Genomic DNA, 13,096 nt, shown 5'->3' on the forward strand with positions numbered 1-13,096 from the left:
CCCGTTCCGCCCATGTCCTCTCGCCTCCGTCAGAGCGCGCCCCGGCGGGCGCCGTGAAGGGAAGAACAACGTGATCATTCCGCGGCCGCAGGAACAGGCCGTCCTCGGGGGCTCCGCCGCGTTCCGGCCGGACGACCTACGGCTGGCGCCCGACGACCCGTCCCTCGGCGAGGAGGGCTACCGCCTCGACGTCACCCCCGGGGGCGTCGAGCTGACCGCCGGAGGACCGGCCGGCCGGTTCTACGGTTCGAAGACCCTCTCCCAGCTCGGGCCGCTGGTGCCGTACGGGACGATCGAGGACCGGCCGAGGTTCGCCTGGCGCGGGGTCATGCTCGACGTCGCCCGCCACTTCATGCCCAAGGCGTTCGTGCTGCGCCTCATCGACCTGCTCGCCGAGCACAAGCTCAACGTCCTGCACCTGCACCTGACCGACGACCAGGGCTGGCGGCTGGAGATCAAGCGCCATCCCCGGCTCACGGAGGTGGGCGCGCGGCGCGGCGGGTTCTACACGCACGACGACATCCGCGAGATCGTCGCTTACGCGGCCGACCGGTTCGTCACCGTGGTGCCCGAGATCGAGATGCCCGGCCACGCCCAGGCCGCCGTCGCCGCCTACCCCCTGCTGGGCAACGATCCCTCCCGGGACCTGCAGGTCTGGTCGGAGTGGGGGATCAGCGAGCACGTCCTGAACCTGGAGGAGTCCACGATCCGCTTCTGCCAGGACGTGCTCGACGAGGTCGTCGGGCTGTTCCCGGGCAGGTACGTGCACGTCGGCGGCGACGAGTGTCCCGTCACCGAGTGGGAGCGCAGCCCCGGGGCGCGGCGGCGGCTGGCGGAGCTGGGGCTGCGACCGCGGGACGCGTGCGCCTGGTTCATCGGCCGGATGGCCTCCCACCTGGAGAGCCACTCGCGCGAGCTGGTCTGCTGGGACGAGCCCGACCGCGAGCCCACCCCCGGCACGACCGTCATGGTGTGGCGGGACGAGCAGGCCGACCGGGGAGACAACGACGTCATCCTGGCGCCGCACACGCGGACCTACTTCGACTACCGCCCGTCGGCCGACCCGGGCCACCCGCCCGCCCAGGAACGCGTCCTCACCCTGGCCGACACCTACGCCTTCGCGCCCGACCCGGCCGCGCGCGGCGTCCAGTGCCAGCTCTGGACCGAATACATGCCCACCCCCGAGCAGGTCGAGTACATGGCCTTCCCCCGGATGTGCGCCTTCGCGGAGGTCGCCTGGGGATCGCCCGGCGACTATCCCGACTTCCTCCTGCGGCTCGACGCCCACCTCGCCCGGCTGAGCGCCCGGGGCGTCCGCGTCGGCCCGCTCGTCCCATGAATCCCGCCCGTCCATGAATCCCGCCCGTCCGTGAATCCCGGAGGGGCAACCAGGTCTCGGGGAGCAACCAGGAAAGGAAAGAGAGTGCGCGCAAAGGTGTTACTCGGCGGGCTGGTGTCCGCCATGCTGCTCACGCTGATCGGTGTGGCCGCCGGCCCGGCCAGCGCCCAGCAGTCGCTGCGGCTGCAGTACAGGACGAGCGCCGCCGGAGGGACCGCCGACCAGGTCGAGCCCTGGTTCGACCTGGTCAACGACGGCGCCTCGGCCGTGCCGCTGAGCGGCGTGAGAATCCGTTACTACTTCAAGGCCGACCCCGGCGCGTCGCAGTACCGCTTCGCCTGCTCCTGGGCGGTGGTCTCCTGCTCCACGGTCACCGGGACCTTCGGCACGATCGCGCCCGGTACGGCCACCGCCGACCGCTACCTGGAGGTGGGCTTCACCTCCGGGAACCTGGCGGCCGGGGCGCGGACCGGTGACCTGCAACTGCGCTTCCACCGGTCCGACTGGCAGCGGATCACGCAGAGCGACGACCACTCCTTCGGTCCGGCCCGCACGACCTACGGCGACTGGACCAGGGTCACCGTCCACCGGAACGGCGCCCTCGTCTGGGGTACCGCGCCCACGGGAGGCGACCCGTCCCCGTCGCCGACCCCCACGGTCACGCCCACCAACCCCGGGGGCGGCGGGGTGGTGTTCGACGACTTCACCTACGGCACCTCGGACGACCCGGCCCTCACCGCCCACCACTGGACCGTGCGGACCAACAGCGGCGGCCCCGGCGTGCCCGGCGCCACCTGGCCCAAGGAGAACGTCACCTTCCCGACGGTCTCCGGCGCGAACAAGGCACTGCAGCTCAGGGCCGACACCGACGGCACCGGGGCGGGCACCCGGCAGTCGGAGGTGCTGCACCAGCGCAAGTTCCTCGAAGGCACCTACGCGGCCCGGGTGAAGTTCTCCGACGCCCCGGTGAGCGGTCCGGACGGGGACCACATCGTGCAGACCTTCTTCACGATCACCCCCCTGGCCTTCGACATGGACCCGGACTACAGCGAGCAGGACTTCGAGTATCTGCCCAACGGCGGCTGGGGCGAGCCCGGCAACATCATGTACGCCACGTCGTGGGAGACCTACCGCAACGAGCCCTGGGAGGCGGTGAACGTCCACAACGAGGTCCGGCAGAGCTACGCGGGCTGGCACGACCTGGTCCTGCAGGTCTCCGGCGGCCGGATCAGGTACTACATCGACGGCGCCCTCTTCGCCGAGCACGGCGGCGTCTACTATCCGGAGACAGCGCAGTCGGTCAACTTCAACCTCTGGTTCATCAGCGGCGGCCTGGTCGGCAGCTCGGCCCAGCGCGGCTACGTCCAGCAGGTCGACTGGTTCTACCACTCCAAGAACGAGGTCGTCGCCCCCGCCGAGGTGCTGAACCGGGTCACCGGCTACCGGTTTGCCTCGACCGCCTGGGTGGACACCGTTCCCAGTCCCTGAACACCCGCCCGCCGTACGGCCCGCGCGTCACGGGCGCGGGCCGTACGGCGTCCGAGGCGGGGCGGCGGCGGTCCGTCGTCAGGGGCGTGACCGGTGGCGGTCTCCGAGGACGGCCGGGAGCGCCGCCGGGTCCGCTACCGGATGGCGGTCTCCGGAGAACGGCCCGGTCCGCTACCGGATGGCGGCGGCGGCGTCCCGGTAGGTGTTCCGGACGACCAGCAACCGGTCGAGGACGAACCGAGACGGCTCGGCGCCGCGCACGCGCCGCCCGCGGTCGGACCAGAACGCGCGCTCGGGCACCTCGTCCTCCCCCGGGGGGATGAACTTGATCACTTCCTCGACCGCCGCCGTCGCGATCGTCAGCGCCTGCTCCGCCTCGCGCGGCTCGTCGGCCGGAACGTTGCCCGCCGTCAGGTCGGCCACCCACATCCACTCCCCGGCATCCAGCAACTGCGACGGCTCCGGGCCGCCGAACGTGGGGAACCGTACGGCCGGCACCTCGCGTTCCGGCAGGCCGAACAGGAACTCCCGCTCCGCGTCGCAGTCCGGGCACGTGCCGGAGTAACGGGCGACCGGCTCCCCGTCGACGCTCCCCGGCGCGCTCTCCCAGGCCGTACCGGCCGAACCGCACGAGCACGGGTGCAGGTCGAGGTAGAGATGCGCCTCGTCCCCGCTGCGCGTCACCGGAAACGGCATCGCAATCCCCTCTCCCGGCCGGCTCTCCCGCCGGCGCCGAACTGGACGGGCCCGCCCGCGACCGGGCGCGGACGGGCCGCGAGGTCGATCACCGCGACTTCGGGCGGTCCGGGACGACCAGCTCCAGGTCGACCGGCAGGGCCCCGGGGTCAGACCCGATCTTCTCCCGGTTGCGCTCCCAGATGTCCTTCCAGTAGCGGCCGTCGCCATAGGCTTCCTCGGCGATCTCCCACAGCGTGCTGTCCGGGCCGGTGGTGACGGTATGGCCGTCCGCGGACAGCGAGTTCTCCGCCTTCTCCGGCTGTGACGGCTTCGCCGACGGCGAGTCGCCGCTCGGGGAGGGCGACGGGGACGGCGAAGCCGGAGACGGAGTCGGGGACGGGGACGGGGACGGGGTGCCGGACCGCGGGCCGGGCACCTGCGGTCGCCGCCCGCAGACGCACGGCTCGCCGGGCGGGCAGAGGCACGGCTCCTCCGCTTCCTCCTCCGGCAGGCCGGTGGTGTTGGAGAGCCGGCGCATCCGGTCCCAGAACTGGGATTCCCAGTGGCTGGGCGGGAGGGTCTCGCCGTCGGACCGGTTGAGGAGGCTCGCCAGCGCGCCACCCGGCCCCGTCTGCGGCCCGGCCTCCCACGGCGGCACCGGCGGGACCTGACCGCGCTCGCGCAGGTCCTCCGCCACCTCGTTGAGCTGCTGCGCCAAGGCGTCGCGCCGTTTCGCCAGGGCGTCGAGCTGCTCCTCCAAAGCGGTGCGCCCCTGCCCCGGGGCACTGAGCTGTTGCTCCAAGGAGCGGATGGCCGTGTCCGCCTTCTGCCACCGCTCCGCCAGATGCCGGTACTCGTTGTACCGTGCCGACACGTACTCGCTGCTCGTGCCGGTCAGGGGTGCCAGCAGGAAGCGGCGGATCACGCCCTGGCGCGGCGCGGACGCCGCCCGCGCCGGCACCGAGCCCGTGGCGCCCGGCTGGAAGGTGCTGCCGCTCGGCCGTGCCGTGCTCGGCTGCTGCGGCGCCGCCGGGCCGGCGGGGCTCTGCGGCACGGCGGCGGGCGCGGTGGACGGAGCGGACGGAGCGGCGGCGGGCGCAGTGGACGGAGCGGCGGGCGCGGTGGCGGTCAGCGCCTCGCGGACCCGCCCGGCGAAGTCTCCCTCCTCCGGCGAGCCGTTGTGCAGCACGCGCAGGTTCACACCGGCCTGGTCGGCGAGGGTCACCAGGTCGGGATGGAGCGTGGCGAACGCCGAGGCGAACCCGCCGTCGGGCACCTCGCTGTACAGCTTGCCCTTGGGGGTGGCGCGGTAACGGTGCACGGTGCCGTCGGGCTCGCGCAGCTCGATGAGGACGTCGGTGCGCAGTCCGCGTGCCAGCAGCCGGGCCTGGGTCACCGGGCCCATCTGTCCCGGGGCGCTCGCCGTGGCGGTGATCGGGATCGGCGTGCCGGGCGTCCAGCGGCCGGCCAGGCTCTCCCGTGCCGTCTCGACGATCTTCCGGTGCAGGACGTCGGGAGTGATGCCGACTCCGGCCTTCCCCTCGGCCGTCGCGGCGTCCGTCGCCTGGGTGGTCAGCGTGTCCAGGTCGAGCGAGGGGGCGGTCGCCGCCGGCGGCCCGCTCCGCCACCGCGCCCGCCAGCCGGGGCGCTCGGTGGTGCCTGTGGTGCGGGTGACCGCCGGATCGCCGAGGTTCCAGCCCCACCGTCGCCGGCCTTCGGCGCCGCGCCCGGCTTCGGTCTGCCGCAGGTCGCGCTCGAACATGGTGATGTCGGCCTGGCCGGTCGCGGCGTCCCGCGCCTCGATCCGCAGGCCGGTCTCGACCCTGCCGCGCTTCACGGTCGTCACCTCGGCCGTGACGTCGAACACCACCGGCACCTCGACGCTGGCGGCGGTGCCCTTCTGGAAGACGCTGATCTCGGTGCGGTTCCCGCCGCTGACCGAGGACTGCACGGAGATCGACCACCCCTTGGACTTCGACCTGCTCAGCCCGAAGAACCGCGAGACCTTGCCGATGGAGAGCTTCCGGCTCCAGATGACGACCCGCTCGCTGATGTGCTGGATCCGGTTCACCCAGCCGATCTCGGTGTTCTTGCGGCCGGTGACGGTGACGTGCATGTCCTGCGGCCGGACCCGCAGGGTCAGCTCCACCACCTTGCCCGGCTTCCTCGGGTCGGTGAAGCGGATCGTCATGGACCCCTCAGGCGTGAGCATCTGCCGGAAGCTGGCGGCCTGGCGCATCTGCGACAGGTCGCGCTCCAGCGTCTCCAGCACCTCCCGGGCCCCCTCCTTCCCGAGCAGCCTGTCGTCGGCCAGTACTGCCTGGACGGCCTCCGGCAGCCCGTCGACCTCCACTCCGTCCACCATGAAGAACTTCGGCAGCTTCACCGGCCGGGGGTCGGGGACCCGTTGCGACTGCTCCGGCTGCACCAGATCCGACGCCACCAGCCGGGTCATCTGCCCTTCCAGCTTGACCACGACGGGCGGGCGGGCGCCGTTCTCGTCCCCGACCGTGATGGTGGCGTTGAGGGCGTGGCGGACCTCGTCCACACCGAAGTTGAAGATCCGCTGCAGCTCGGTCAGCTGCTTTGTCCTGGAGGCGGAGCCGGAGTGGCTGTAGCTGACGTCTCCCGAGCCCGACGTGCCGACATTGATGTCGGCGCTCCCCACCGAACCGTTGACGCCGAGGTTGCCCCCGTACGTCGTGCCGGACGACTCGGACACGGTGAGCTGGTTGTAGATATAGCGCTGGATGATTATGCCCTGGTCGGTGTGGTGGGCGATCAGCTCCACCGGCCCGTCTCCGAAGTCCATCTGCACCCGGACGGGAGGAATCGTGCCGTTCCCCAGATCGGCTCGCACCGTCGGGGAATAGACGAATCCGGCCCTGCTCAGCATGTTGCTGAGCTTCCCGCCCAGCCAGTTGCGGCCGGCGAAGCCGCTGAACAGGCCGCGCCGCAGCACCGGATTCGTGCGCAGGAGGCCCGGCGCGTAGACCTCGATGGCGTCGAGTATCGCGCGGTGCAGATCGGTCTCCGGGCCGTCCTTCCCGTAACGCAGGATGATCTCCGTGGGCAGGGACTGCCCCAGCTTCTTCCGGACGGATTCCGCGAGCTCCACCAGGTCCGGAGTCGCCGCTCGACGGCGTTCGCTGGCCAGCAGGACGGCCAGTCGCCGGCCGAGGCCCCCCTCCTTCGGGATGTCGGGGTTGTGGTTGCCGAACAGCACCATGAGCCGGTCGAACAGCACCTTAGGCGTGTGCTCGGCGGCCAGCCCGAGCTCGGCGCCGGAGAGACGGGCGGCCTTCATGTCCCGGAGGTAGCGCTCGACCAGGAGTGCCTGCGTCTCCCGCCGGAGCGTCAGGTGGCCGTACAGGAACCGTTCCACCGCGTCGGCCACCTCGTCCAGCGGCAGCGGCATCTCCCCCCGCGCGTACATGTGCAACACGTCGCGTTCGGGCTTCAGGTACATGTATGTGCCGTCGGCCGCCGTGACCGTCTCGGTCTTTCCCGTGCCCACCTCGGTGACGGTGACGGTGGTGGTCAGTCCCGCGGCGAACAGGGCCTGGTCGCCGACGTCGATGCCCAGCGTCTCCAGTCCCGAGATCGGCAGCCTCCCGGTCGAGGTGGAACGGCTCGTCGACCGGGACCCTCCGGCGCCCCCGCCGGTCGTGGGGTTCTCGGCCTGGCTGACGCCTCCCCCGACGGAGCCGTTCAGCCCCCCGCCGCTGCGCTTGCCGGAGGACGTGCCGTGGCTGCCCAGCGTGAGGTTGATGTCGCCGTCCACCATCTCGCCGGTGGTGATGTGCCGCGAGTCGCCCACCTCGCCGGAGATCGACACCGACCAGCGGCGTGGCCGGGCCCCCGCCGACTCCACGACGAACTCGATGTCGTACGGGGTCTGCAGGAACTGGGTGTGGGACAGGAGGCTGGAGTCGCTCAGGAACTGGGCGATGGCGTAGTAGGCCTCGCTGTCCCGCGGGATGCCCATCTTCTTGGCGAGCTCGTTGAGGACGTCGGTGCCGACGCCCAGGTCCACCGCCCACGGCCTGGCCCTGTCCAGGAGTTTCCCGGGGGTCTGGAACGTGGCCGAGGGCCCTGTGGAGCCGGCTGCGGCGAGCATGCCGGCGGGCATCCGATGCACCACCCGCACATCCTCGGAGGCGACTCTCACCGTCTCGTCACCCTTCAGGTGGTCGATCAGGATCCTGGCCGTCTCCTTGCTCTCCGCCGTAGTCGTGCGACCTTCCGCCAGGAGCACGTTGTTGGTGGTGAGGCCCTCGTTGTCGCCGGAGCTCCGGCCCCCGTTCCTGCCGTAGCCCCCGTCGCCGGAGAACTTGCTCTCCCCGTCACCCGACTTGAATTCTGCGCCGGCCGCGACACCCCCCGATCCGGAGGTCGACATGCCGCTTGAGCTCGACCCGGTGTCGGATCCGATGTACAGCGTGACCACTGTCTTGGCGGTCCCGTGCCCGACGTAACCGATGTTGCCCCACTCCCGGGGGACCCGGACGCGCAGGACCGCCTGCTGCGGCCGCCGACCGCTCCGCTTGTCCGTGACGCGGACGAGGATTCCGTCCTTGACGAGCTGGTTGAAGTCGGTCCCCAGCCGCAGCTCGGACAGCTGCTCGTCCACGTCGGCCATGACGTCCGGGTCGGACATGCCTATCCCGCGCAGATACTCCTTCGTCTTGCGCCGCATGTCGGCGAGGTCGGTCAGCACCTCCGCGTGCCCCATGCCGATCGTGCGGACCTGGTGCGGGCCTTCTCCCTGCCAGGACGCCGGCTCGTCCTTCCTGCCGGGCGGCGGCTCGGGCACCAGGTCGTCCCGGAACGTCGGGGAACCGTCGATGTCGCGCTGGATCATCGCCTCGTCGACCGGGAACCCCGCGTTGTACGCGTCCGTCTCCGGCATCTGCGCCGTCACGTCCAGTGTCTCGGTGATCGGGGCACGCGGCTTGCTCTCACCGTGGACCGTCACGGTGAACGTGGTCACCACCTTGAACGTGCCGGCCTGGTTGTGCCCGGACTCGCGTCCCACGATCGGCACGATCGACGTGCCGCCCACGTTCATCCCGCCGGAGCGCGACCTTCCGTAGGAACCGTTGGCGCCGGCCTTCGCCGACAGCCCCTTGTGGTCCGCCATGTCGAACGGGCCGATCTCCGGATTGAACGCCTTGCCGCCGAACTTGACGCCCGCCCCGGCGTTCGCGTTCCACGACCGGTTGTCCCCCCGCCCTCCCGACACCTCGGAGAACGAGACGCCCAGCTTCTCCCCGAGCTGCTTGGTGCTGGGCGTCCCCATCGCACTCGCGTCCAGCTCCACCTGCCCGTTCGCCGCCGGTATCCATCTGAGCTCCGCCTTGGCCTGGATCTCCACCACGGCCCCCCCGTCGGCGGTGATGGTCCGCCGGATCCCGTCCGGGTTGTTGACCAGCTTCGGCAGGTTGTTCGGCAGCTCCTCGACGACCATGGTGCGGATCTCGTGCTGGGCCATGCTGCCCATCGCGGCGAGCTCGGGCCCCAGCTCCGCCAGCAGCTTCGTGTTGGCCTCCTCCAGGCCCGTCATGCTGATGACCTGGACCGCCTCCGGGAGCGGCGGCGTCTTCCCCTGGTCGAAGCGGAGCTGGACGGTCTTCTCGGGGCCGTGCTCGATGTGGGCGTGGGAGATCCACACCTCGGCGTGCGTCGCGTCGCCGGGGGAGCCCTCGGTGACCCGCCCGGCCGACCGCCACCCCTGCTCCCCCTGCTCCCCCTTCTTCTTCGGGGTGCGGATCTCGACCTCCAGCAGGGCGTCCGCGCTGAACTTCGTCGAAGTGCCCCGGTTGTCCGTGACCCCGCCGCCCGTGACGTAGGAGGTGGCCTTGCCGCTGTTCGACTCCCCGGAACCATGGCTCACCCCGCCCTCAAGCGAGACGTAGGGCAGCACCGTCTCAAGCGACGTACGCAGCGCGTTGTGCTCCGGCAGCATCTTGATCAGGCTTCCGATCAGTCCCGGCACGTCGACGCCCGCCGCCGTGCCGGTGTTGGCGCCGATGCTGACCGACACCGCCTGGTTCCCCTGCCGCATACGGCCGAGCATCAGCTCGGAGGCCAGCACCTCCGGGGCGAGGACCTCCACGAGGTCGCTCAGTCGCAGCTTGACCCTGATCTCGGCGTCGCGGCCGTCCCCCACCCTCAGGACCGCTCCATCGCCGGACACGAGCTGGTGGAACTCCGCCCGCAGCTTGCCCTCCAGTTCGGCGGCGGTGAATCTGTAGGCGATCTTCTCTCGGGCCAGGGTCTTGTTGATCCTCTCGGTCAGAGCGGTCAGGTACGGCAGGTCCCCGGCCGGGAAGCCCGCGGCCTGCCCCGCCTTCGGCGGCAGCGCCTTCTTCAGCGCCTCCTGGTATTCGGCGAGCCGGGAGTTCGCCTCGCGCACGAGCCCGGCGACCTCGGCTGCCAAGGCGGCGGCCGGACCCGGCCGCGACTCCGCGGCCAGCCGCCTCATCGCGTCGGACGCGCTCTTGAATGCCTCACGCGCGGCCTTGGCCTGGTCGGCGGCCTCGCCGTACCTGTGGGCGATCCTCCGGTCGCGTGCCGCTTCCTCGCGACTGAGCAGGGCTTCCGCGCGGGCCTGGCGGCGCCGCTCCGGCGCCCTGCGGTCACGCTCTCCCGGTAGCTTCTCGCCCTTCCGCTCCGCCTCCTCGGCCTTCTTCACCTTCTTGACGGTGTCGCGGGCGCTCTTCTCGGCCGCCCTCGCGCCGTCGTTCTTGGCCTTCTCCCGTTCCTTCAGGCCGGTCTCGGCGTCCGACAAGGACGCGGTCAGCTCCCGCACCTGCTTGGACAGCTCGGTGAGCCGGGAAGGCCGCGACAGGCTGGACGACCCGGCCGGCTTCGACGCCTTCCCGGCCAGTTCGGCCCTGATCTCCTCGACCTTCCGGGCGATCTCCTCGGCCGTTTCGACCTGTCGTCCCGGACGGAGTGCTCCGTGCTCGTCCACCGGCGTACTCACCGGCTCGTTCGCGGCGGCGACCAGCGTGTCCGCGAACCGGCCCGCGCGCGCGGTCAGCTCGGAGCGGTCCACGCCGGTCGGGTTGTCCATGACTATTTCCGTGGCCACCCGCAGGGCCGCGTCGCCGGTCTCGGGAGACGCCTCGGCCAGCCAGTGGAGCGCCTGGATCGCACCTTCCAGCCGCGGCCTGTCTGCGGCACGGGCGATCTCGATGCCCAGCCAGGCGGCCGCCTCCGCACGGAGCCGGTGCGGGCCGGCACCGTCGGCGGCCCGGGTCTCCAGCCGTTCCCGCACGAGGCGGAGGGGGGCGGCGGGGAGATGGACGGTGCTTCCGTCCGGCCTGGGCAGCCGGAGGCTGCCGCCCGCCATCAGCTGGGCATCCGGTGTCAGTATGTCCATGACCTCGGCCATCGCCGATTGGGCGAGCTCCGTCGTGGTCGGGGAGCTTGCCGTGCTCTGCCCACCCTGCGTGGCCGGAGCGCTCTGCGTGGCCGTGTTGGTCTGCGTGGCCGGAGCGCTCTGCGTGGTCGCGGCCCCCTGCGTGGCCGTGACCGGAACGGGCCCTCCGCTCTGCACCGGCGCTGTCTGCGCGGAAGGACCGGGCGCGCTCTGCCCGGAGGCCCCGGTCTGACTTTCCTGCGTGGCCGTACCCGCCCCCGACGGATCCGGCGCGGCCGACGCGGTCTGCGCGGACGGACCGGGCGCGCTCTGCCCCGCAGGCGCAGCCTGGCTACCCTGCGCGGCCCCGCTCTGGCTTCCCTGCGCACCCGACGCCGACGGATCCGGCGCGGCCGGCGCGGATTGACCGGGCGTGCCCTGCCCGACAGGTGCGGACCCGGTCTGGTTACCCTGCGCGGACCCGGCCTGGCTGCCCTGCGCACCCTGCGCGGGCCCGCCCTGGCTGCCCTGCGCGGCCGTACCCGGACCCGACGGGTTCGACCCCGTCTGACCACCCTGCGCGGACGCGGCCTGACCACCCTGCGCGGACCCGGTCTGGCTACTCTGCCCACCCTGCGCGGGCCCGCCCTGGCTGCCCTGCGCGGCCGTACCTGGACCCGACGGGTTCGCCCCCGTCTGCCCACCCTGCGCGGACGGACCGGACGCGGTCTGCCCCGCAGACGTCGATCCGGCCGGGGCCCCCTGCGTGGCCGCGGCCGGCGCGGACTTGGCCGGCGCGGCCTGTCCCCCGGGCGCCGCCTGGCCGTTCGTGCTCCGAGCTCCGCCGGCCACCGTCGGGCCGCCTCCGGTGGGCGGCGTTCCCGCCGGGGATGCGCCGCTTGGGGACGACTCCGAGGAGGCGGGATCGGGCGGGGGGGTGGTCGCGGTCGCGAGGTTGGTGGTGTTCGCCGCCGTGGTCGCGTCATAGGAGGCGAAGGAGGCGGCGAGGCCGCTCTGGAACGTCGTGACGGGCGTACGGACGGCCTGGATGACTGCCCCGTTGAACGGGCTGAGCGAGCCGTACCGGCCGGCGGCGCCGGCGAACGCGCCGATGCTGCTCTCCCCCGTCGGGAGCGTGAGCCGGCCGTGGCCCAGGCCGACGACCACGCCTCCGGCGGCCGAGGCGATGATGTTGACCACGCCGGCCTGCGTGATGCCCTGAAGTGTCCGGCCGGGGAATCCCCTGGAGGCCATGCCGCGGCCGAACATTCTGGACACCCCCGGAGCGGCCTTCATGCCGACGATCCCGCCCACGGCCCCGCCTATCGTCGCGTCTATGATTCTCCGCGAGTCATACCTGTCCCGGGTTCCGAGCTTTATCTGGTCACCCTGGGCCTTTCCTTCGATGACGCCTTCTTCGGTGCTCTCCTCGACGGTCTCCACCACGAGGGCTTTCCTGCCGGCACTGCTGAGGATCGTCCGGGTGGAAGCGTTACTCGCAGCCGCGACCCGCTGGGCGGCCGGGAGGACTGCCCTGGCCCCGGCCGAGCGTCCGGCCGCCGCGGCGAGCCGCCGGAGGATCGTGTCGATGTCCCAGCGCGTTTTCTTGGCGATGAGCACGATGAGCCGGGCGGCCAGTCCCCCGGTGAAGAAGACGGCGACGAGCCCGATGGAGATCGCGATCAACGAGATCCAGAACGCCACGTTGATCGAGAGCTTGGAGTACTGCGTCTCCAGTGCGAAGTTGCCGAGCTTGGCGGCGTAGGCGGAGGCGTTCTCCTTCAGGACGGGGACGCCCGAGTCCGGCGAGTAAAGGGATTCGAGATTCGCGACGGAGTTGTCCGTCGGGGGCGCGTCCCACTTCTGCAGGGTCCTGTCGATTACCGGGACGCCCTCCTCGACGTGGGCGTCCAGGCCCTGAGCCAGCTCGTGCCAGAGCGTCCGCAGCCGCCACTGCGTGCTCTCGCTGCCGTCGGGCCACATCTGGCCGGCGGAGAGCAGCGCGATCAGGGTGTCGGCCCAGGCCGGCAGGCTCTCGCCCCACGCGGGTGTGACATCGGTGGCGAAGCCGTCGCCGGGATCCTCGGCGAGATACCCGCCGGAGACGACGGAGGTGTTGCTGGAACTCGTGCTGGAACTCGTGCTGCCGCTCACGTCGCCCCCGTTTTGGCTTCCGTCGTCCGTCGGGCGCACGCCGGCCGGCCGGCGTGCTCACGCGCCCT

General features: G+C 71.8%; 4 protein-coding genes. 2 read left to right on the top strand and 2 right to left on the bottom strand.

Annotated elements, in window-relative coordinates:
- Window positions 1–70: 70 nt before the first annotated feature.
- Entirely contained in the window at window positions 71–1,339 is a 1,269-nt protein-coding gene (locus SROS_RS43915) for a beta-N-acetylhexosaminidase (RefSeq protein WP_012895444.1), read from the top strand.
- Window positions 1,340–1,423: 84 nt separating this feature from the next.
- Complete coding sequence (locus SROS_RS43920; RefSeq protein ID WP_012895445.1) at window positions 1,424–2,827, top strand: cellulose binding domain-containing protein; 1,404 nt, start codon at window positions 1,424–1,426, stop codon at window positions 2,825–2,827.
- 171 nt (window positions 2,828–2,998) lie between these two features.
- Here the strand turns inward: SROS_RS43920 and SROS_RS43925 are convergent, their stop codons facing one another.
- Together SROS_RS43925 and SROS_RS43930 are read right to left on the bottom strand one after the other, a co-directional pair.
- Window positions 2,999–3,523 (bottom strand): hypothetical protein, encoded by a 525-nt coding sequence (locus SROS_RS43925; protein WP_012895446.1) that lies wholly within the window; start codon window positions 3,521–3,523, stop codon window positions 2,999–3,001.
- A gap of 88 nt (window positions 3,524–3,611) precedes the next feature.
- Window positions 3,612–13,028 (bottom strand): LysM peptidoglycan-binding domain-containing protein, encoded by a 9,417-nt coding sequence (locus tag SROS_RS43930; RefSeq protein ID WP_043654204.1) that lies wholly within the window; start codon window positions 13,026–13,028, stop codon window positions 3,612–3,614.
- Window positions 13,029–13,096: the final 68 nt, after the last annotated feature.

Source organism: Streptosporangium roseum DSM 43021, from assembly GCF_000024865.1.
Taxonomy (GTDB): Bacteria; Actinomycetota; Actinomycetes; order Streptosporangiales; family Streptosporangiaceae; genus Streptosporangium; species Streptosporangium roseum.

Bases quoted from the DNA above. Each gene is read 5' to 3' on its own strand.
- SROS_RS43925 (WP_012895446.1), bottom strand. From the start codon at position 3,523: ATGCCGTTTCCGGTGACGCGCAGCGGGGACGAGGCGCATCTCTACCTC.